This window comes from Azospirillum rugosum (assembly GCF_017876155.1).
Taxonomy (GTDB): Bacteria; Pseudomonadota; Alphaproteobacteria; order Azospirillales; family Azospirillaceae; genus Azospirillum; species Azospirillum rugosum.
Genome location: NZ_JAGINP010000020.1, coordinates 85,905 through 106,994 on the forward strand (window position 1 = coordinate 85,905; position 21,090 = coordinate 106,994).

At 66.4% G+C, this 21,090-nt stretch carries 19 protein-coding genes and 1 other RNA gene; 5 read left to right on the forward strand and 15 right to left on the reverse strand.

Features of this window, described 5'->3' with window-relative positions; genetic code table 11:
- Positions 1-67 precede the first annotated feature (67 nt).
- From J2851_RS24640 to J2851_RS24665, 6 genes are all read right to left on the reverse strand, one after another.
- Positions 68-784 (reverse strand): hypothetical protein, encoded by a 717-nt coding sequence (locus tag J2851_RS24640; RefSeq protein WP_209769592.1) that lies wholly within the window; start codon positions 782-784, stop codon positions 68-70.
- 188 nt (positions 785-972) lie between these two features.
- Positions 973-1,473, reverse strand: a complete 501-nt coding sequence (locus J2851_RS24645; RefSeq protein ID WP_209769593.1) for a Panacea domain-containing protein — start codon at positions 1,471-1,473, stop codon at positions 973-975.
- Positions 1,474-1,619: 146 nt separating this feature from the next.
- Positions 1,620-2,759 carry an ABC transporter permease gene (locus J2851_RS24650; protein ID WP_209769595.1) on the reverse strand — a complete coding sequence of 380 codons (1,140 nt, stop codon included), beginning with the start codon at positions 2,757-2,759 and terminating at the stop codon, positions 1,620-1,622.
- Entirely contained in the window at positions 2,759-3,874 is a 1,116-nt protein-coding gene (locus J2851_RS24655; protein ID WP_209769596.1) for a microcin C ABC transporter permease YejB, read from the reverse strand. Before J2851_RS24655 ends, J2851_RS24650 begins: the two co-directional genes overlap by 1 nt.
- A 33-nt stretch (positions 3,875-3,907) precedes the next feature.
- Positions 3,908-5,731, reverse strand: a complete 1,824-nt coding sequence (locus tag J2851_RS24660) for an extracellular solute-binding protein (protein WP_209769597.1) — start codon at positions 5,729-5,731, stop codon at positions 3,908-3,910.
- A 206-nt stretch (positions 5,732-5,937) separates the two neighbouring features.
- Positions 5,938-7,788: an extracellular solute-binding protein gene (locus J2851_RS24665; protein WP_209769598.1), complete on the reverse strand. Its 1,851-nt coding sequence runs from the start codon at positions 7,786-7,788 to the stop codon at positions 5,938-5,940.
- Between the two features lie 273 nt (positions 7,789-8,061).
- Here J2851_RS24665 and aqpZ point away from each other — a divergent pair, with 273 nt between their 5' ends.
- Positions 8,062-8,802, forward strand: a complete 741-nt coding sequence (gene aqpZ / locus J2851_RS24670; RefSeq protein ID WP_209769599.1) for an aquaporin Z — start codon at positions 8,062-8,064, stop codon at positions 8,800-8,802.
- 246 nt (positions 8,803-9,048) lie between these two features.
- Here aqpZ and J2851_RS24675 read toward each other — a convergent pair whose 3' ends face one another.
- Together J2851_RS24675 and hisN are read right to left on the reverse strand one after the other, a co-directional pair.
- Positions 9,049-9,639: a hypothetical protein gene (locus tag J2851_RS24675; RefSeq protein ID WP_246500907.1), complete on the reverse strand. Its 591-nt coding sequence runs from the start codon at positions 9,637-9,639 to the stop codon at positions 9,049-9,051.
- A 10-nt stretch (positions 9,640-9,649) separates the two neighbouring features.
- Positions 9,650-10,447 carry a histidinol-phosphatase gene (hisN, locus tag J2851_RS24680; RefSeq protein WP_209769600.1) on the reverse strand — a complete coding sequence of 266 codons (798 nt, stop codon included), beginning with the start codon at positions 10,445-10,447 and terminating at the stop codon, positions 9,650-9,652.
- Positions 10,448-10,583: 136 nt separating this feature from the next.
- Here hisN and nudC point away from each other — a divergent pair, with 136 nt between their 5' ends.
- The gene (nudC, locus tag J2851_RS24685; RefSeq protein WP_209769601.1) at positions 10,584-11,495 is read left to right on the forward strand and encodes an NAD(+) diphosphatase; all 912 of its coding nucleotides are present in this window, start codon (positions 10,584-10,586) and stop codon (positions 11,493-11,495) included.
- Positions 11,496-11,764: 269 nt separating this feature from the next.
- The gene (locus J2851_RS24690; RefSeq protein ID WP_209769602.1) at positions 11,765-13,264 is read left to right on the forward strand and encodes a SulP family inorganic anion transporter; all 1,500 of its coding nucleotides are present in this window, start codon (positions 11,765-11,767) and stop codon (positions 13,262-13,264) included.
- A 59-nt stretch (positions 13,265-13,323) separates the two neighbouring features.
- Here the strand turns inward: J2851_RS24690 and J2851_RS24695 are convergent, their stop codons facing one another.
- Together J2851_RS24695 and J2851_RS24700 are read right to left on the reverse strand one after the other, a co-directional pair.
- On the reverse strand, positions 13,324-14,202 hold the full coding sequence (locus J2851_RS24695) for a prephenate dehydratase (RefSeq protein WP_209769603.1): 879 nt from the start codon (positions 14,200-14,202) through the stop codon (positions 13,324-13,326).
- 12 nt (positions 14,203-14,214) lie between these two features.
- The gene (locus J2851_RS24700) at positions 14,215-14,982 is read right to left on the reverse strand and encodes a 3-deoxy-manno-octulosonate cytidylyltransferase (protein ID WP_209769604.1); all 768 of its coding nucleotides are present in this window, start codon (positions 14,980-14,982) and stop codon (positions 14,215-14,217) included.
- 234 nt (positions 14,983-15,216) lie between these two features.
- On the opposite strand from J2851_RS24700, the gene J2851_RS24705 reads away from it, so the two are divergent.
- Positions 15,217-15,759, forward strand: a complete 543-nt coding sequence (locus tag J2851_RS24705) for a c-type cytochrome (protein WP_209769605.1) — start codon at positions 15,217-15,219, stop codon at positions 15,757-15,759.
- A gap of 67 nt (positions 15,760-15,826) precedes the next feature.
- Here the strand turns inward: J2851_RS24705 and J2851_RS24710 are convergent, their stop codons facing one another.
- The 5 genes from J2851_RS24710 to ffs form a co-directional block, all read right to left on the reverse strand.
- Positions 15,827-16,429, reverse strand: a complete 603-nt coding sequence (locus J2851_RS24710; RefSeq protein ID WP_209769606.1) for a type 1 glutamine amidotransferase family protein — start codon at positions 16,427-16,429, stop codon at positions 15,827-15,829.
- Between the two features lie 163 nt (positions 16,430-16,592).
- Positions 16,593-17,186 carry a recombination mediator RecR gene (gene recR / locus J2851_RS24715; RefSeq protein WP_209769607.1) on the reverse strand — a complete coding sequence of 198 codons (594 nt, stop codon included), beginning with the start codon at positions 17,184-17,186 and terminating at the stop codon, positions 16,593-16,595.
- A 198-nt stretch (positions 17,187-17,384) separates the two neighbouring features.
- Entirely contained in the window at positions 17,385-17,708 is a 324-nt protein-coding gene (locus J2851_RS24720; protein ID WP_209769608.1) for a YbaB/EbfC family nucleoid-associated protein, read from the reverse strand.
- A gap of 3 nt (positions 17,709-17,711) precedes the next feature.
- On the reverse strand, positions 17,712-19,607 hold the full coding sequence (locus J2851_RS24725; protein ID WP_209769609.1) for a DNA polymerase III subunit gamma/tau: 1,896 nt from the start codon (positions 19,605-19,607) through the stop codon (positions 17,712-17,714).
- A gap of 118 nt (positions 19,608-19,725) precedes the next feature.
- Positions 19,726-19,823: signal recognition particle sRNA small type (ffs, locus tag J2851_RS24730), an RNA gene on the reverse strand.
- A gap of 168 nt (positions 19,824-19,991) precedes the next feature.
- Here ffs and J2851_RS24735 point away from each other — a divergent pair.
- Positions 19,992-21,041: a hypothetical protein gene (locus J2851_RS24735; protein WP_209769610.1), complete on the forward strand. Its 1,050-nt coding sequence runs from the start codon at positions 19,992-19,994 to the stop codon at positions 21,039-21,041.
- Positions 21,042-21,090: the final 49 nt, after the last annotated feature.

Consider the following 21,090-nt stretch of genomic DNA (forward strand, 5'->3'; position numbering starts at 1 on the left):
CCCAACCAATTTAGGTGCGTCCGTGTCGATAATCGACCGCAAACTTCCTGGCTTCGATACCCGACTATTACAAGAAATTTGGCATATGACTGTCAGGCCGCTTGCGAGGCCGTTTGCGTATTTCAAAGCCCTCTCGACAAACCTCATCGTATGCTCGCGCAAATATCTGAAATTGATCTTGAATGTCTGAGACATTCGGTAACGTAAAATCTTCTAGACGATAAGGCGTTACGAGCCGGCTTCCTGAATCATCTGCGCTCAGATCTAGGAATTCAATATCTGCTTGCGAATCTGGTATATCATCAGAAATAACCGCATGCTTTGCAATGGCCATAAGAATGCCAATCTGCGTAAAATTCATTCCATGGGTTTTCCTGGGCTGCACCCATAGTACGATAGCTTTTTTTCTCAGAACATAGAGCACGGATGGGCGGATAGAAAACTTCATATCAGGCCGAATTACAAACCTGCGATAGGGAGTTTCAAGGCAAGTTAACGGCTTTCCATTTTCGTCTTTTTTCTTCTCTGCTTCAGCATGCACTAAGCGTATAACGTCTTCATTAGCCTTCTTCCACGTTTTTGGACAGCGGTTGGCAGCTTCCAGCGCGCAAGAAAGCTCGATTCCTGAATAGATAGGTCTAACCGTTCTTAAAGCTGGTCCGTAGCTAAAGTTAATATCATCTTTAGCTTTTAGCCATTCACGATAAGCGAATGCCGCTTCTTCTTCGGTCGACCGCAGCAGGCGGATTCCGTCGATTAAGGAAGGGAGGGGGAGTTTTTGCATAACAACACTATCTCCCCATCAGTTTCGTCGAGTCAATCCCGTTTCAGAAACAAAGCGTGAATTCTCTCTATAAATGGGCGACTTTGATACTTTGGTTAAAAGCAAAATCAGTCTTGAGAAACTGTCATTCGCCTACGAATGACAGGAAAATTAAATGGCGAAATATGAATTATTGAAGGCGACATCGATTAGTTCTTCAACCTTTTATCCGTTACAGTTAAAAAATACTCTCTTATTTCGTCATTTGAAATGGTCATTCCAAATCGAACACTCCCGTCTTTATTATTCCATATTTTGTCCCACGGAGAGTTTTTCTCGTGTGTGATGTTTGAAAGTTCAAAAGCATGCAGCGTAGAATAAGCTTGAAAAACATTTATAATGAAACTCTTATCGCCTTCGCTAATGTCGTAAGAAGTGATTTGGTATGACTCCGTCTCCAAGTCCAAAGACATTGCTCGATCCTGTATTGGTTTGCTTCCAAATTTGCTAAACTGCTCGTAAATGACCCTAATTACAGGGCCGTGTTGCCATGCTTCAAAGCGGTTTCGTATTAGAGGGGAGCCTTTTGACGCTAAATACCATCCATGTGCAAAATAAATGATCTTATTTAATGCCATGTTAGTTAAGGATTGATTTTGGCTTTGCGAATGATCTAGTAAGAAATTGGCTACTTCTCGTGCGTCATACATGTCTCTGGTGCACCCCTGACGAGCATAAAAAACATTCTGGTCTTTGCCCGGTCACTTGTATTAACCAACATACCATAGTATGCGTCGTCTCTTAAGCTATGAAATAACGCGACTCGGAGCTGCTGACAAATGGTTGTTTAGGAAAATCACTCCGCCGCTTTCCGCTTCGTCTTCGCGGCCACGGCGGCGGCCTCGTTGGCGCCGGACGTGGCGGTGGACAGCTGGCCGATGGTCTTGCGCGGGTCGAAGGCATCGCGCACCGCCTCGCCGATGAAGATCAGCAGGCTCAGCATGATCGCCAGCACGAAGAAGGCGGTCAGGCCGAGCCACGGTGCCTGGAGGTTGGCCTTGCCCTGGGCCAGCAGCTCGCCCAACGAGGGGGACCCCGGCGGCAGGCCGAAGCCCAGGAAATCCAGCGCGGTCAGCGTGGTGATGGAGCCGTTCAGGATGAAGGGCATGAAGGTCAGCGTCGCGACCATGGCGTTGGGCAGCACGTGCCGCACCATGATCGTCGCATCCGTCGCCCCCAGCGCGCGGGCGGAGCGCACATAGTCCAGGTTGCGCGCCCGCAGGAACTCCGCCCGCACCACATGGACCAGCGCGGTCCAGGAAAACAGCAGCAAGAGCCCCAGCAGCCACCAGAAGTTCGGCGTTACGACGCTGGAAAGGATGATCAGCAGGAACAGGGTCGGCAGCCCCTGCCAGATCTCGATGAAGCGCTGGAACAGAAGGTCGGTCAGCCCGCCGAAGTAACCTTGGACCGCGCCCGCCATGATGCCGACGACCGAGGACACGGCGGTCAGCACCAGCCCGAACAGGACCGAGATGCGGAAGCCGTAGATCAGCCGCGCCACCACGTCGCGCCCCTGGTCGTCGGTGCCCAGCCAGTTGTCGGCCGACGGTGGGGCCGGGGCGGGGACCGGCAGGTTGTAGTTGATGGTGCGGTAGCCGTAGGGAATCGGCGGCCAGACGATCCAGCCCTTCTCCTCGATCAGCTGGCGCACGAAGGGGTCGCGGTAGTCGGTCTCCGTCTCGAACTCGCCGCCGAAGGTGGTCTCCGGGTAGGCTTGGAAGACCGGCCAGTACAGCGCGTTGTCGTACTTGATCAGCAGTGGCTTGTCGTTGGCGATAAACTCCGCGCCCAGCGACAGCACGAACAGGACCAGGAAGATCCAGAAGGACCAGAAGCCCCGCCGGTTCGCCCGGAAGTTCGCCAGCCGCCGCCGCGTCAGCGGCGTGACGCGGAATCCCAGGAAGCGGGGCTGGACCGCGGTCGAGTCCGCCATCACACCCTCCGCGCTTCGAAGTCGATGCGGGGGTCGACAGCGACGTAGGTGATGTCGCCGACGAGGTTCATGATCAGGCCCAGCAGCGTGAAGAAATACAGCGTGCCGAACATCACCGGGTAGTCGCGGTTGATCGCCGCCTCGAAGCCCAGCAGGCCCAGCCCGTCCAGCGAGAAGATCACCTCGATCAGCAGGGCGCCGGTGAACAGGATGCCGATGAAGGCGCCGGGGAAGCCGGCGATGACGATCAGCATGGCGTTGCGGAAGACATGGCCGTAGAGCACACGCCGTTCAGCCAAGCCCTTGGCGCGTGCGGTGATGACGTACTGCTTGTTGATCTCCTCCAGGAAGGAGTTCTTGGTCAGCATGGTCAGGCCGGCGAAGCCGCCGATCACCATGGACAGCACCGGCAGCACCATGTGCCAGAGATAGTCCAGGATTTGCCGCCACCAGGGCAGCTCGTGCCAGTTGTCGGACACCAGCCCGCGCAGGGGGAACCAGTCGAAATAGCGCCCGCCGGCGAAGACGACGATCAGCAGCACCGCGAAGAGGAAGCTGGGGATGGCGTAGCCGACGATGACCACGCCGGAGGTCCAGACGTCGAAGGGCTGCCCGTCGCGCACCGCCTTGGCGATGCCCAGCGGAATGGAGACCAGGTAGACGATCAGCGTGGTCCAGATGCCCAGCGAGATCGACACCGGCATCTTCTCGATCACCAGGTCGGCGACGCGGCGGTCGCGGAAGTAGCTCTTGCCGAAGTCGAACACGATGTAGTTCGACATCATGTGGATGAAGCGTTCGTGCAGCGGCTTGTCGAAGCCGAACTCGCGCTCCAACTGCTTGATGAACTCCGGGTCGAGGCCCTGCGCGCCGCGGTAGCGGCTGCCGGTGTCGCCGCCCTGGGCCTGCTGGCTTGCCGCGCCGGCCCCGCCGGTGTCGCCGCCGCCGGTGCCGCCGATGCGCGCGGTCGCCTCCACCGCCGTGCCCTGGACGCGGGCGATCATCTGCTCGATCGGGCCGCCGGGGGCGATCTGCACGATCAGGAAGTTGATGACCATGATCCCGAACAGCGTCGGGATGATCAGCAGCAGACGGCGGATGATGTAGGCCAGCATCGCGCGGGATCGCCTTTCCGAATGTGTCCGTCCTCAGGGAGCCGTCTTCAGCGCGGCCGTCTTCTGCGGGTCGACCCACCAGGTGTCGACGAACGCCAGACCATACTTGGGCGCAACCGTCGGGTGGGAGAAACGGTTCCAATAGGCGACGCGCCGGACGTCGTCGTGCCATTGCGGGATGACGTACCAGCCCCACAGCAGGACGCGGTCCAGCGCCTTGGTCGCGGTCACCAGACTGTCGCGATCCGGGGCTTGGATCAGCGTCTCGATCAACTGGTCCACCACCGGGTCCTTGATGCCCGCCAGATTGCGGCTGCCCGGCTGGTCGGCCTTGGCTGACTGCCAGTAGTCGCGCTGTTCGTTCCCGGGCGACAACGACTGCGGCATGCGCTGGATGATCATGTCGAAGTCGAAATTGTCCGTGCGGTTCTGGTACTGCGCCGTGTCGACCACGCGGATGCCGGCCTCGATGCCCGCCCGTTCCAGGTTGCGGACGAAAGGCTGGGTGATGCGCTCCATGTCCGCCTGAACCAGCAGGATCTCGAAGCGCATGGGCTCGCCGGTCTTCGCGTTGACCAGCTTGTTGCCCTTCAACTCCCATCCCGCCTCCTTCAGCAGGCCGAGCGCCGTGCGCAGGTTCTGGCGGATGTTGCCGCTGCCGTCGGTCTTGGGCGGCTCGTAGGGCTTGGTGAAGACCTCCTCCGGCAGCTTGCCGCGGAAGGGCTCCAGCACTTTCACCTCGGCCTCGGTCGGCAGGCCGGTGGCGGCGAGTTCGGAGTTGGCGAAGAAACTCTTGGTGCGCTGGAACAGGCCGTAGGACAGGTTGGCGCGCGTCCATTCATAGTCGAACAGGTAATTCAGCGCCTCGCGCACCCGGCGGTCGGCGAAGATGGGGCGGCGGCTGTTGAAGACGAAGGCCTGCATGCCCTGGGGATCCTGGTGCTTGATCTCCTCGCGGATGATCCGCCCCTCGCGCACGGCCGGCACGTCGTAACCGGTGACCCAGTTCTTCGACGAATTCTCCACCCGGAAGTCAATGGCGCCTGCCTTGAACGCCTCGAACACCACGTCCAGGTCGCGGTAATAGTCGAATCGGATGCGGTCGAAGTTGTAGCGGCCGCGGTTGACCGGCAGATCCTTGCCCCACCAGTCGGCGACGCGCTGGTAGGTGATGGAGCGGCCGGGCTGCACGTCGGCGACCCGGTAGGGGCCGCTGCCGACGATCGGCTCCAGCGTGGTGGAGGCGAAGTCGCGGGTCTCGAAGACATGCTTCGGCAGGACCGGCAGCTGGCCCATGATGACTGGCAGCTCGGGATTGTTGCCGTTGCGGAACGTGAACGTCACCGTCCGCTCCCCGGTCTTCTCGGCCTTTGCGACGTCGGCGTAATAGGTGCGGTAAGTCGGGTGGCCCTTGTCGCGCAGCGTCTCGAAGCTCCAGATCACGTCCTCGACGGTCACCGGCCTGCCGTCGTGGAAGCGCGCCTGCGGGCGCAGCGTGAAGGCGACGGAGCCGCGGTCGTCGGCGACGGCGATCGTTTCGGCCAGCAAACCATACTGGGTCAGCACCTCGTCGTTGCTGCCGACCGTCAGGGTTTCAAAAGGCAGGCCGGCGCCGCCCGCGGGCGAGCCGCGCAGGATGAAGGGGTTCAGGCTGTCGAAGCTGCCGTAGGTCGCCAGCTTCACCTCGCCGCCCTTGGGCGCGTCCGGGTTGACGTAGTCGAAATGCTTGAAGTCCGGCCCGTATTTGGGCGTCCCGTGCGCCGTCACCGCGTGGCTGCCCGTCTGGGCGCGGGCGCCCGGCGCCACGAGGTACAGGCACATCACGGCGGCCAGGATCGCTTTTCCGGTCTTTGTCATGCCCCTCTCGGCCTCTCCCGTTTCCGGTAAGGTAGGGGCCGACCTGTGGCACAATCAAGGCGGAGCCTCGGCTTATGTCCCGATCCCCCACCGGGAACGGTACGCCCGTAGGTCGGGTGGAGCGGCAGCGGAACCCGACACACGTCGCATGGCAAGGCGTGTCGGGTTGCGCTGCGCTCCACCCGACCTACGGAAAAGACGATCCCTCACCCCTCCTTGCCGGGCTGCACCCACCATGTGTCCGGGAAGCCGGTGTTGCGGAAACCCAGGTCGTATTTCGGCGGCGTGTCCGGGAAGGCGAGCTTCGTCTTGTAGGCGACCCAGTTTTCCGGGTTGTACCAGTGCGGGATCATGTAGAACCCCCACAGCAGCACGCGGTCGAGCGCGCGGGTGGCGGCCTGGACGGAGTCCAAGTCCTTGGCGGCCAGCGCGCGGTCGATCAGGGCGTCCGCGGCGGGCTCCCGAATGCCGGCGTAGTTGGCCGATCCCTTGATGTCCGCGGCCGCCGAGCCGAAGTAGCTGCGCAGCTCCGTCCCCGGCGGTGTGAAGAAATTGAAGTTGGCGACCACCACGTCGAAGTCGAACTCGTCCGTGCGCGCCTGGTACTGGGCGGTGTCGACGAGGCGCAGGGTGGCGTCGATGCCGACCTTGCGCAGCGCCTCGACATAGGGCTGCACCACGCGGGTCAGGCCGCCGCTGCCGTCCAGGAACTCGATGCTCATCGCCTCGCCGGTCTTGGCGTTGGTGAGCTTGCCGTTCTTCAGTTCCCAGCCGGCCTCGCGGAACAGGCGAGTCGCCTCGCGGACGTTGGCGCGGTTGTTGCCGCTGCCGTCGGTCTTCGGCGGCTCGAAGGTGTCGGTGAAGGCGCGCTCCGGAATCTTGCCGCGGAACGGCTCCAGCAGGGCCAGCTCGGCGGGGGAGGGCGGGCCCTTGGCCCCGAAATCGGAGTTGGGGAAGTTCGACGTCGTGCGGCTGTACTGCCCGTACAGGATGTTCTTCTGGATCCACTCGAAATCGAACAGGTATCCCAGCGCCTCACGCACCCGCGGGTCGGCGAACTTGGCGCGCCGGGTGTTGAGGCGGAAGCCCTGGGCGCCCAGCGGCAGCTCGCTCTTCACCGCGCGCCGCGCCACGCGCCCGTCCTTGATGGCCGGGAAGTCATAGCCGGTGGTCCAGCGCTGCGCCCGGTTCTCGGTGCGGAAGTCGTAGGCGCCGGCCTTGAAGGCCTCGAACATCACGTCGTCGTCGCGGTAATAGTCCACCTTGACGGTGTCGAAGTTGTTGAAGCCGCGCGCCACCGGCAAATCCTTGCCCCAATAGTCCGGCACGCGCTCGAAGGTGATGGAGCGGCCGGGATCGACCGTCCTGATGCGGTAGGGGCCGCTGCCGAGGATCGGTTCCAGCGTCGTCTTGGCGATGTCGCGGCCGTTAGCCGTCCACCAATGCTTGGGCTGGGGCGCGATGGAGGTGGCGAAGTCGATGATCGGCTTGATCTCGCCCGTGGTCTTCAGCGTGATCTTCAGCCGATGGTCGTCCAGCGCCTCCACCGTGGCGACGCGGTCCAGAAAGGACTTCAGGAAGGGGGAGCCGTGCGCCTGGATCGAGTCCCAGGCGAAGACCACGTCGCCGGCCGTCAGGGGAACGCCGTCGTGCCAGCGCGCCTCCTTTCGCAGGTGGAACGTTGCCCAGCTCTTGTCGTCGGGCACCTCCACGCGCTCGGCCAAGGCGCCGTAGGCCGCGTCCAGCTCCCAGCCTGAGCCGACCATCAGGCTGTCCGACACCAGCCCCAGCGTGCGCGGGGTCACGCCGCGCAGGATGATCGGGTTCAGGCTGTCGAAGCTGCCCTGGGCCGCCAGCGTGACGGCCCCGCCCTTCGGCGCGTTGGGGTTGGCGTGCGGGAAGTGGGTGAAGCCCGGCTTGAACGCCGGCTCCCCGAACTGCTTCAGCGCGGTCACGGCCGCCGCATCGGCGTACGCTGGCGCTCCCAGCGCGAGTACGGCGAACAGGGCGGCCAGCGGAGCCGTCGTCCGGACGGCGGTGGCGAACGTGCGGCGCATCGGCAAGCCTGCGGTCGTTGGAAGGTCAGGGCCGCAGTATGGCAAACCCCGCCGGGCAGGGCCACCCGCCAGGGCGGGGAGGATGCGGATCGACGGGGTAACCAGCCCTGGAGGTGGTCAACAGTATGTTACGCCCGCGCGCTGGCCCGTGGCGGACCCGTGGGCGCACAACGGATCCCGAAACGGCCTGCAAGACAAAAGACGTCGTCACGAGGCCCGCAAGAGGGCCGGCCAAGGCGGTCTTGAGCAAAGCGCAAGCAGAGGAGTGCTTCCATGACCATGTTCCGGCGCACGACGGCGGAGTTTCTCGGCACCTTTTGGCTCGTCTTCGGCGGCTGCGGCAGCGCCGTGCTGGCCGCGGCCTTTCCCGAGGTCGGCATCGGGCTGACCGGCGTCTCCCTCGCCTTCGGCCTGACGGTCCTGACGATGGCCTACTCGGTCGGCCACATCTCCGGCTGCCACCTGAACCCGGCGGTCACCGTGGGGCTGTGGGCCGGCAGGCGGTTTCCGGCGAAGGACATCCTGCCCTACGTCATCGCCCAACTCGTCGGCGCCTTCCTGGCGGCGCTGGTGCTGTACGTCATCGCCAGCGGCAAGGCCGACTGGTCGCTGGCCGCCAAGGGGCTGGCCGCCAACGGGTACGGGGAGCATTCGCCGGGCGCGTACAACCTCACCTCCGGACTGGTAGCGGAGGTGGTGCTGACCTTCATGTTCCTGATCGTCATCCTGGGCTCCACCGACCGCCGGGCGCCCGCCGGCTTCGCGCCGCTGGCCATCGGGCTGGCCCTCACCCTGATCCACCTGATCAGCATCCCGGTGACCAACACCTCCGTCAATCCGGCGCGCAGCACCGGGCCGGCGCTGGTCGTCGGCGGCTGGGCGCTGCAGCAGCTGTGGCTGTTCTGGCTGGCCCCGATCGTCGGCGGCGTGCTCGGCGGCTTCGCCTACCGCGTGCTGGCCGAGGAGATGCCGCCCAAGCCCGCCATCACCGGCGAAGCGCGCCCCTCGGCCTGAGCCTCGCCCGATCCTTTCCCTCCAGGCCGTTCCTCCCGAGCCTTGCGGACCGCGCTCCCGGCGCGGTCCCAACTTTGTGCCGGCCCCAACTTTATGCCTGCTTTGTCGCGGGACCATCGGGCCTGTCAACGGTTACTCTGGACATGTCTTGACACGTTCGGAGTACGACATGCGGCAGTTCGATCCCGATTCGAATCCGATGACGGACGAGGATTACGGAATCATCCTCGGCCTCGCGCTCGGCATCTATCTCGGGCTGCTGATCGTTTCGCTGTTGCCCTGACCGCCGTCCTGATCGCCGTCCTTCGGCATCAGGGCGCGGCCGGCCTTCTTCCAATGATCGGCCATGCGGTCCATCAGCTGCCGATAGCGGCGGTCCGACCGCATCAGCTTGCGCACCGCCTTGCCGTTGCGCGGATCGCGCAGCATCCATTCCTCGGCCGCCATCTGGTGCTCGGGGTGGATGGACAGCATGTAGATGGCCGCCTGTTCCGGTCCCGTAACGGCCGTCTCGTCCAGACCTTCCAGGATGGCGCCGACGTAGAGCGGCAGCACGTTGCGGAAGTCCGCCGGGCCGGACACGTCCTTGTCCGTTGTGCCCTTCTCGTCCCCGGCGCCCATCAGCGTGCGGCGTTCCTCCGCCGGCAGGGCGAAGAAAGCGTCGAGCCCCAGCAGCAGGTCGCACACCGTCTTCTTGCGCACCATCCAGTTGGCGCCGCCCGACACGCGGGCGGCCAGGGAGCGCAGGAACGGCTGAAGCTTCTCCGGCGACGTTTCGAAGACGGAACGGGCGGGCTTGGCGATGGCGGTTCCCATGGCGGATTTGGTGTCGGTCATGATGCCCCTCCTATCCGGCCAGAGCGGCCAGGGCTTCGCGGTGGGTCAGGGCGTCGCCCGCGGCGACCACGCGGCCGGTGGAGTCGGCGTTCAGCGCCCCCCCGTCCCAGTCGGTCATCAGCCCGCCGGCCCCGGTCACCACCGGCACCAGCGCCGCGAAGTCGTACAGCTTCAGCCCCGATTCGACGACGAGGTCGTAATAGCCCGCGGCCAGCAGGCCGTAGCTGTAGCAGTCGCCCCCATAGACCGCGGTCTTGGCCGCCGCCGCCACGCGGCGGAAGCCGTCCATGTCCGATCCCGGGAACAGGTCGGGCGAGGTGGTGCCGAGCGTCGCGGCGGCCAGCCCCCCGGCGCAAGCGCGCACGCGGGCCGGCTGGCCGTTGAACAGGGTCGGGCGACCCTCCACGCCCAGCCAGCGGTCCCCGACGATCGGCTGGTCGATGACGCCCAGCACGGGACGGCCGCGATGCAGCAGCGCGATCAGCGTGCCGAAGATCGGCCGGCCGGTGATGAAGGACTTGGTGCCGTCGATCGGGTCGATCACCCAGACCCACTCGGCGTCCAGGTTCTTGGTCCCGAACTCCTCGCCATAGATGCCGTCGTCGGGGCGCTCGGCCTCGATGATGGCGCGGATGGCGCGCTCCGCCTCGCGGTCGGCGATGGTCACCGGGGAGCTGTCGGCCTTGTCGTCCACGGCAACGGGCGTGCGGAAGTAATTCCGGATGACCGGGCCCGACGCGTCGGCCAGACGCTCCGCCAGCGTAACCAGAGCGGGTGGCACTGGGGGTGCGGGGCAGGGGTCGGTCATGGTCGCTCCGGCGGCTTGCTCGTGAAAGGTGGCGCATCCTAACGGCCGGCGGCTCGGACGCAAACCGCCAATGCGGGGGGAGGGTTGCGCGGGACGCCCCTTCCGCACCAGCAGGTGTTGTGGCAGCCTCTCCCCCATGCGCGAACGACCGAACACCTACGCGGGAATCCCGCTCGACCGCGCGGCCCTGCGCCGCAAGGACCAGGCTTGGCTGGCGGAGGCCTGGGCCTCGCCCGAGGCGCGGCTGCTGCCGCTCAGCCAATCGCGCAGCTTCGTCTGCGGCCCGGCCGAATCGACGCGGGCGGTCTTCCTGCCCTCCGGGGGTGATTGGGGGATCGAGCCGGTGTTCCTCGGCCTGCTCGACGGAAAGCCGCTCTTCGCCGTGGACGTCAGCGCGCTGGAGGCGCCGGACGAACACCCGGCCCTCACCGGGCTCGGCCGGTTCGAGGATCTGCGCGCGGTCGGTCCCCTGATGGACGTGACGGAGGCCGGCCTCTGCGCCTACGCCCGCGGCATTCTCTGGTGGAACGCGCGGCACCGCTTCTGCGGGGTCTGCGGCTCCCCGGCGGCGAGCGCGGAGGGCGGGCATGTGCGCGTCTGCACCAACCCGGCCTGCGCCACCCACCATTTCCCGCGCACCGACCCTGCGGTGATCATGCTGGTGCACGACGGCGCCGGCCGCATGGTGCTGGGCCGCAACGCCCGCTTCCCGACCGGCATGCATTCGGTGCTGGCCGGCTTCGTCGAGCCGGGCGAAAGCCTGGAGGACACGGTGAAGCGCGAGGTGCTGGAGGAGGTCGGGCTGGTCGTCACCGACGTCCGCTACCATTCCTCGCAGCCCTGGCCCTTCCCGTCGTCCCTGATGCTGGGCTTCAGCGCGCGGGCGGTGACCTTCGACATCCAGACCGACCAGGACGAGTTGGAGACGGCCCGCTGGTTCGACCGCGCGTTCCTGCGCGACTTCACGCCCAGCGACGAGTTCCGCCTTGCCCGGCCGGACAGCATCGCCCGCCGCATGATCGACGAATGGATCGACGAGGAAGACTGACCGTCTATTCCCAAGTCGGTCGTTTGGGCCGGCTATCCTGGCTTGCGCGGGTTGCCATGACCCGCAGTCTTTGGTAGGGTCGTGGCATGCTGCATCGCAACACGCCGCCTTGACCCATTGCTCCTGAGGTCCCCGGGACCTTGAGCCCCCGTGCCCATCGTTGGCGCGGGGTTTGGCGTTTGATGCCGTTTCCTCATCCTTGCAGGCCATTCGCCGCGCCATCCGCGCGTGCACCGCCCTGTTCCCGCAGGGAAACTCCGAAAGAACCGATGACCCTCGATTTGCACCGACTCCGCGCGGAGTGGTTCGGCAACGTGCGCGGCGACGTCCTCGCCGGGCTTGTCGTGGCCCTCGCCCTCATTCCCGAAGCCATCGCCTTTTCCATCATCGCGGGGGTGGATCCCAAGGTCGGGCTCTACGCCTCCTTCTGCATCGCCGTAACCATCGCCATCGTCGGCGGCCGGCCCGGCATGATCTCGGCGGCCACCGGCGCCATGGCGCTGGTCATGGCCGATCTGGTGAAGGACCACGGGCTCGATTACCTGCTGGCCGCGACGCTGCTGACCGGCGTGATCCAGATCGCGCTGGGCACCTTGCGCCTCGGCCGCTACATGCGCTTCGTCTCCCGCTCGGTCATGACCGGCTTCGTCAACGCGCTGGCGATCCTGATTTTCTGGGCACAGACGCCGGAGCTGATCGGCGTGACCTGGCAGACCTACGCCATGGTGGCCGCCGGGCTGACGATCCTCGTCCTTTGGCCGCGCCTGACCAAAGCCGTCCCGGCGCCGCTGATCGCCATTGCCGCGCTGACCGCCGTGGCCGTGACCACCGGGGCCGACGTGCGCACGGTGGGCGATATGGGCAAGCTTCCGACCGAACTGCCCGCCTTCGGGCTGCCCGACGTGCCGCTGACACTGGAGACCCTCTGGATCATCCTGCCGGTGTCGATCACGCTGAGCTTCGTCGGGCTTCTGGAGTCGCTGATGACCGCGGCCATCGTCGACGACATGACCGACACGCGCAGCGACAAGAACCGCGAGGCGCGCGGCCAGGGCATCGCCAACATCGTCGCCGGCCTGTTCGGCGGCATGGCCGGTTGCGCCATGATCGGCCAGTCCGTGATCAACGTGACGTCCGGTGGACGGGGGCGCCTGTCGGCCTTCGTCGCCGGCAGCGTCCTTCTGGTGCTGGTGGTCGCGCTGCAAGGCTGGCTGGTGCGCATCCCCATGGCGGCGCTGGTCGCGGTGATGATCATGGTGTCGGTCAACACCTTCGACTGGAACTCCCTGCGCCGGATCCGCACGGTCCCGTTCGGTTCCACCATCGTGATGCTGGTGACCACGGCGACCATCGTGGCGACCCACGACCTGTCGAAGGGCGTGTTCGTTGGCGTCCTGCTGAGCGCGGTCTTCTTCGTCCGCAAGATCGCCCGGCACGTCGGCGTGCGGGTGGAGGCGAGCGCGGATGGTCGGCAGCGCACCTACCGCGCCCATGGGCAGGTCTTTTTCGCCTCGGCCGACCGGTTCGTCCGGTCCTTCGACATCCGGCCTGCCGACGGCGGCGAGCGGATGGAGCGCGTGGTCATCGACCTGACGGGCGCCCATTTCTGGGACCTGACGGCCGTCGCGGCCATCGACAAGGTGGTGATGCGCCTGCGCCGGACCGGCGCGGACGTCCAGGTGATCGGCCTGAACGAGGCCAGCGCCACCCTGGTCGATCGCCTCGGCCGCTTCGACAAGGCGGAACCGGCCGCCGATTTCGGCCACTGACCCAAAGGAAAGGGGCGGCACGGTGGCCGCCCCTTTTCCTCGATCCGTTTTCCCGGCGCTCAGTCCTCGCCGACCCGCTGGCTTTCCTGGTAGCGGAAGGGGTTGGCGGGGTAGACGCCCAGGATCTTCACCTCGCGGGCGAAGAAGTCCAGCTCCTCCAGCGCCAGCCGCAGCGACCTCTCGTCGGGGTGTCCCTCGACGTCGGCGTAGAACTGGGTCTGGGTGAAGCGCCCGCCGACCATGTAGCTTTCCAGCTTGGTCATGTTGATGCCGTTGGTGGCGAAGCCGCCCATCGCCTTGTACAGCGCGGCCGGCACGCTGCGGACGCGGAAGACGAAGGTGGTGATCGTCTTGCCCCCATTTTCGCCATGCCCGACCGGCGGCAGCTTCGGCTCGCGGGCCAGGATCAGGAAACGGGTTGTGTTGTGCTCCGCGTCCTCGATGCTGCCCTTCAGGATGTCGAGGCCGTAGATCTCCGCGGCGAGCGACGAGGCGATGGCCGCGTGCTGCGGGTCGTTCAGCTTGGCGATCTCCGCCGCGGCCCCGGCCGTGTCGGCGTGGTTGATGGCCTGGAGCCCCAGCTCCCGCGTCATCTTCCGGCACTGGGACAGCGCCTGGATGTGGCTGCGCACCGTCTTCAGCCCGGCCAGCGTGGCCCCCTTCGGGGCCAGCAGCTGGTGGTTCACGCGCTGGAAATGCTCGCCGATGATGTGCAGGCCGCCTTCGGGCAGCAGGTGGTGGTTGTCCGCCACGCGGCCGGCGACGGAGTTCTCCACCGGGATCATGGCCAGTTCGGCGCGCCCCTCGCGCACGGCGGCGAAGGCGTCCTCGAACGTGGCGCAGGGCAGGGTGGTCATGTCCGGAAAGACCGTCCGGCAGGACAGGTCCGAATAGGCGCCGGGGAAGCCCTGGAAGGCGATCACGTTCGAGGTCGGCATGGGCTGGTCTTTTTAAAGAGGGGAGCGTTTCGCCAGGATCGCGCGGGCGCGTTCCAGGTCCGCGGGAGTATCGACGCCGAGCGGAACCGCGTCAACGACGGCGGCGTCGATTCGCATGCCGAAGGCCAGCGCGCGCAGCTGCTCCAGCCGTTCCCGCTGCTCCAGGGCGGAGGGCGGCAGGCGGACGTAGCGCTCCAGCGCGGCGCGGCGGTAGGCGTACAGCCCGATGTGATGGAACAGCGGCCCGTCGCCCCAGGGGGCGGTGGCGCGGGTGAAGTACAGCGCCCGGCCGCGCTTCGCGCCGGGGGGCAGCTCCAGAACGGCCTTCACCACGTTGGGATCGGTCCGCTCCTCCTCCCGCGTGATCTCCACGACCAGCGTGGCGATGTCCACCTGCGGGTCGGACAGCGGCGCGAAGGCGGCCCGCACGGTCGCGGGCTCGATGGTCGGCAGGTCGCCCTGCACGTTGACCACCGCGTCGAACTTGCCCTCGGGGTCGAGCAGGCTGACCGCCTCGAAGATGCGGTCGGAGCCCGAGGGGTGGTCCGGCCGGGTCAGCACGGCGGTGCCGCCGGCGGCCTCCACGGCCTTGGCGATCTCCGGCTCGGCGCAGGCGACGACCACGGGGCCGATCTCCGCCTCCACGGCGCGGCGCCAGACCTGCACGATCATCGGCGCGCCGGCGATGTCCGCCAGCGGCTTGCCGGGCAGGCGGGTGGACGCCATGCGGGCCGGGATGACCACGATGGGGTTGGAGGGCGGCGGGCTGCCGTTGCTCATGGGGCCGGTGCTCATCGGACAGGAACCCGTATCACGTCTCTGGGTGGCGCGGGTGAACCATGGATCCCACTTTTCGTCAAGCGTCGTGGTACCAACATTCCTGTGGCATGCAGGATGGCGATGCGCGGCGCGGGGCGGTGACAACCCGTCGCGGTCAGGCTATCGTTGCCGAGGAAGCGCCACCGGCCAGGGCGGTCAAACCGCGGGGCACAAACCAAAAAGGGATCGAGACGTATGAGCATGGAGTGGAACAAGATCTTCGGCGCCGTGCTGCTGGCGGGGCTGATCGCCATGTTGACCGGTTTCATGTCGGAAGTCCTGGTGCACCCGAAGACGCCGGAGAAGGCCGCCTACGTCATCGCGGTTCCGGAAGGCAAGGGTGCCGACACCAAGGGCGGCGGCGGCGCGCCGGCCGGCCCGGGGGACATCGCTCCGCTGCTCGCCAAGGCCGATCCCGCCGCCGGCCAGACCGCGGCCAAGGCCTGCGCCTCCTGCCACAGCTTCGACAAGGGGGGAGCGTCCAAGGTCGGCCCGAACCTGTACGGCATCGTCGGGGCCAAGCACGGCCACATGGAAGGCTTCGCCTATTCCGACGCCATCAAGGGCCACGCCGGCAACTGGGACTATGCGGAGCTGAACAAGTTCCTCTACGACCCGAAGGGCTACGCGCCGGGCACCAAGATGACTTTCGCCGGCGTGAAGAAGGACCAGGAGCGCGCGAACATCATCGCCTATCTCCGCTCCCTGTCCGACAGCCCGGCCCCGCTGCCGCAGTAACCGTCTCTTTCAGGAAAAGCCCCTCTTCCAGGCGGAGGAGGGGCTTTTTCTTTGTGCGGCTGCCGGCTTATCCGTCGATGTACGGCCCGATGGCCGCCATCGCCCGCGCCGCGTAGTCGTCCTTCTCGCCCACCGGCGCGACATAGTGCAGGATCGATTCGGCCTCCGCGGGGCTGGCGCGGCGGGCGATGGCCCAGCCTGCCAGGTAATGCGACGCCAGGCAGCCGCCGGCGGTCGCAATGTTTCCCACCGCGTGGAAGGGCCGTTCCAGCACTGTGATGCCGGCCTCCACCGCCCAGGGCTTGGTGACGGTGTCGGTGCAGGCCGGCACACCCTCCAGAAGCCCCAGCGCTTTCAGGATCAGCGCGCCGCTGCACTGCGCCCCGATCAACTGCCGGCCCGGGTCGAGCCGCAACTCGTCGAGGATCGCCGCGTCCTTGGCGATGTCGCGCGTCCGCACGCCGCTGCCGACCAGCACGAAGTCGGCCTCCCGCGCGAAGGACAGGGGCTGCTGCCGCTCCACCCGCACCCCGTTCATGGAGGTGACGACCGGCGTGGGGCTGGTGATCTCGGCGCTCCAGCCCGGCCGCTTCACGCGGTTCAGAATGGCCGATGCGATGAAGGAATCGAGTTCGTTGAACCCGTCGAAGGTCAGGACGGCGGTGCGCATGGGAAGCCCGTACGTGGTTTGCCCCGATTATGGGATCACGCGCGGTCCCAGGAAAAACCCTAAAGTGGCGTAGGTTGGGTGGAGGCGCAGCCGTAACCCAACATTGTTCGCTCCGCGGCGCGTGTTGGGTTGCGCTGCGCTGCACCCAACCTACGGAGCGCCCTTATAGGGGGCGCCGTGCCTTCAGCGCGGCGGTCAGGGTGCCGTCGTCGAGGTAGTCAAGCTCGCCGCCGACCGGCACGCCGTGGGCGAGGCGGGACACGGAGACGCCGCTGCCGGCCAGCCGGTCGGTCACCACATGGGCGGTGGTCTGGCCGTCGACGGTCGCGTTCAGCGCCAGGATGACCTCCGTCACCGCCGGGTCCTTGGCGCGTTCCACCAGAGAGGGGATGTTCAGATCGTCCGGACCGACGCCCTGCAACGCCGACAGCGTGCCGCCCAGCACGTGGTAGGTGCCGCGGAAGGCCCGCGTGCGCTCCAGTGCCCACAGGTCGCCGGCGTCCTCGACCACGCAGATCACCGCGCGGTCGCGCGAATGGTCGGAGCAGACGGAGCAGGGATCGCGGCTGTCCAGGTTGCCGCAGACCGAGCAGTTGCGAATCGACTCCGCGGCGAGGGCCATCGACTCCGACAGTGGCACGAGCAGAGTGTCGCGCCGCTTCATCAGGTGCAGCGCCGCCCGCCGCGCCGACCGTGGCCCCAGCCCAGGCAGCTTGGACAGGAGCTGGATCAGGCGCTCGATTTCAGGTCCGATCATGAAGTCTTCTTGCGGCAATCACCGCGTGGTTTGCAGACGCCGATGGGCTGGACGCAACCGTCAGGCCCACCAGTGCTTATCTGTGTTCATCTGTGGACAATTGCAACCGCGCAATGCTGAGTATTATCCACAGATGGACACAGATAAACACAGATGGTTGTCCGTGCTTATCCGTGTCGAGACGAAATCGGCCGTGGCTTAGAACGGCAGCTTCATGCCCGGCGGCAGCTTCAGGCCGCCCATCAGCTTCTGCGTCTCTTCGGCGACGTGCTGCTCGACCTTGGCCTTGGCGTCGTTGAAGGCGGCGATGATCAGGTCTTCCAGGACCTCGACGTCCTCCGGATCGACGATGGACTTGTCGAGCTTGATCTTCTTCATCTCGCCCTTGCCATTGACGGTGACGTTGACCATGCCGGCGCCCGACTGGCCCGTCACCTCGACCTCGCCCAGGCGGGACTGCATCTCCTGCATCTTGGACTGCATCTGCTGGGCCTGCTTCATCATCTGGCCAAGGTTCTTCATGGGTCAGAAATCTCCTTCATCGTCGAGCGGGTAATAAACCCCGTCTTCCTGCTGTACGACCATAAGGTCGGGACTCTCGCCGTCGTCGGCAACCGCCGGCTCCGATTCGGCGACGGCCGCGAGGTCGCGGACGTCGGTGATCTTGGCGCCGGGGAAGGCGTCCAGCACGGCGCGCACCACCGGATTGGCCTGCGCCTCCTCCAGCGCGCGCTGCTGGGCGGCCTGTTCCTGCTGGATCAGCGTCGGCTCGCCCGGCGCGTCGGACACGATGACGACCCAGCGCTGGCCCGTCCATTCCGACAACAGCTGGCCGACGCGATTCGGCAGGGTGGCGGGCGCCAGCGACGCCAAGCGCAGTTCCAGCCGCCCCGGTTCCATGCGCACGAAATGGACGCTGCCGGTCAGGTGGCCGTACAGCGCGCCCTCACGCTTTTCGGCGAAGACCTGCACCAGCGTGCGGAAGTCGCGCGGCATGGCCACGCGCTCTTCCTCCGGCACCGCGGAGGCTATGGCGGCTGGGGCGACGGCCGGCGCGGGTTGGGGAGCGGCGGCCTGGGGCGCCTCCGCCGGGCGGGCGACGGCGCGCAGGCCGTTGCCGGCGACCGCCACCGGTCCGCCGCCGGGGCCGCGCGGGGCCGGGCCACCGCCGTTGCCGCCGCCATTGCCATTGCCGGCACCGCCGCCGTTGGTCAGGTTCTGGAATTGCCGGATCAGGTCGCCCGGGGTTGGCAGGTCGGCGGCGTAGGCCAGCCGCACGATGACCATCTCCAGCGCCTGCTGCGGCACGGGGGCCGCCTGCACCTCGCCCAGCCCCTTCAGCAGCAACTGCCAGGCGCGGGTCAGCGCGGGCATGCCCAGCTTGCCGGACAGGGAGGCGCCGCGGGTCCGCTCCGCCTCCGGCAGGCCGGGGTCGTTGGCGGTGTCCGGCACCACCTTCAGCCGTGTCAGGTTGTGAACGAGGTCCAGCAGATCCTGGAGGATCACCACCGGGTCGGCGCCGACGCGGTGCAGGTCGGCCAGGATGTCCATGGCCTCCGCGGGCCTTGCGGAGACGGCGGCCTCGAACAGGTCGATCACCTTCGACCGGTCGGCGAGGCCCAGCATGTCGCGCACCTGCTGCGCGGTCACCGTGCCGGCGGCCAGCGCGATCGCCTGGTCGAGCAGCGACAGCCCGTCGCGCACCGACCCGTCGGCGGCGCGCGCGATCAGGCTGGCCGCGTCCGGCTCGATGCCGGCGCCTTCCAGTTCCGTCACGCGGGTGAAGTGGTCCTTCAGCACCTGGGCGTCGACGCGCCGCAGGTCGAAGCGCTGGCAGCGGGACAGCACCGTCACCGGCACCTTGCGGATCTCAGTCGTGGCGAAGACGAACTTCACATGGGCCGGCGGTTCCTCCAGCGTCTTCAGGAGCGCGTTGAACGCGCTCTTGGAGAGCATGTGGACCTCGTCGATGATGTAGAGCTTGTAGCGCGCCGAGACGGGGGCGTAGCGCACGCCCTCGATGATCTCGCGAATGTCGTCCACGCCGGTGTGGCTGGCGGCGTCCATCTCCATCACGTCGACGTGCCGGTCCTCCGCGATGGCGCGGCAGTTGTCGCACACGCCGCAGGGGGTCACCGTCGGCCCGCCCTTGCCGTCCGGCCCGGTGCAGTTCAGCGCGCGGGCGATGATGCGGGCGGTGGTGGTCTTGCCCACGCCGCGCACGCCGGTCAGCATGAAGGCCTGGGCGATGCGGCCGGAGTTGATGGCGTTGGTCAGCGTGCGGACCAGCGCGTCCTGCCCGATCAGCTCGGCGAAGGTCTTGGGGCGGTACTTGCGCGCCAGAACCCGGTAGGCGAGCCCGTTCGACGACGCGGCAGCGGGTTCGGCAACGGTGGTATCGGCAACAGTGGTATCGGTCACGCGGCTGGCCCGGAAATCGGCTTCACGACGGAGCGCAGAATAGCGTCACGGCGCGAGGCTGTCGCCGTTTCAATTCGCTACCGCGATGGAATGGGGCACGATGGAATGGGGGAAGAGGGTGGGAGGCTGGACGAACGACCCGAGCCGTAACTCGTTGCGGCTGCTTCCTTCCGGACCTGACCGGGTTGGCGAGGGACCCGTCCGCCGCCAGCCTCCCGCCGCTTATATCGGCGATGGCGCGGTCATATGCAAGGTGAAAAAGCCGGCGGCCTGCATCCGACCGCGCGCGGTTGTATGGTCCACCAGAAATTCCCGAAAACCCCGTTGACACTCTGAAACGCAGAGTGTAGTCACTCTGCATCACAGAGTAACGAGGGCCACGCCGTGAGCGACGCCGTCACCCGCCAGCTCCTGTCCATCCAATCCATGCTGTCGTCCGGCCACCGCAACCTGCGGATCGAACGGCACACGCTGCTTCTGTGGGGGCTGGCGGGCGGCGGTCTGCTGGTGGTCAGCGACTGGGTGTTCACGCCGCAGCAGATCCCCTCGCACGAGATGCGGGCCTTCGCGTGGCTGGCGCTGCTGACGGCGGTGCTCGGCACGGTGGGGCTGGTGGACCTGCACCTGACCCGCCGCGCCAAGCGCCAGCGGGACGAGACCTGGTCCTTCGTCCACCGGCAGGTCCTGAAGGTCTGGTGGCTGCTGATGGCCATGGGCACGCTGCTGACCTTCGCGACCTTCTTCTTCGGGGGCGGCTACATGGTGTGCGCGGCCTGGATGATCCTGCTCGGCATCGGGCTCTACGTGCACGGCCTGTTTTCCGAGGAATTGCTGGAATGGATCGGCGCCACCGCCATCCTGGTGGGGGCGGGGGCGCTGGCCGCCCGGCTGCCGTACGAGGCGACGCGCTGGATCGCCGCGTCGGTCAGCGGGCTGGGGCTGCCGCTGCTGGCGGGAATGCTCGACCACGGGCGCAGCCGGCCCTTCTGGCACCGCCTGGCCCAGACCATGGGCTGGATCGCCGTGGTGCTGGGCGTACCGCTGGCTGTCTCTTCCACCGACTGGGCGGGGCCGGGCGATGCCTTGCCGCGCCTGACGCTGGACGCTTACCGCGCCCACCCCATCACCAGCGGGCCGGTGCGGGTGCTGGTGCCCGCCGGCACGGTGGTGCCCGTCACCCTGGCGGTGACCGGCGACCTGCTGGACGCCAAGGGCCTGTTCCAACTGCCGCTGATCACGAAGCACGCCGTCGAGGTGCTGGTCCAGGACGGCGAGCCGACCGAGAGCGTCCGCATCGGCGATGGTCCCTGGGCGAACGCGCGGGGGCGGATCGCGATCACCATACCGGGCATTTCCGTCACCCTGGACCCCGCCCGCGGTCCCGCCGTGGACACGTCCCTCAACATCGCCCGTCTACCCGCCGGCGACCGCTGACGCCCGGCGGACAACACTCGACAGCAACAACCCAAGAAGGACACCCAAC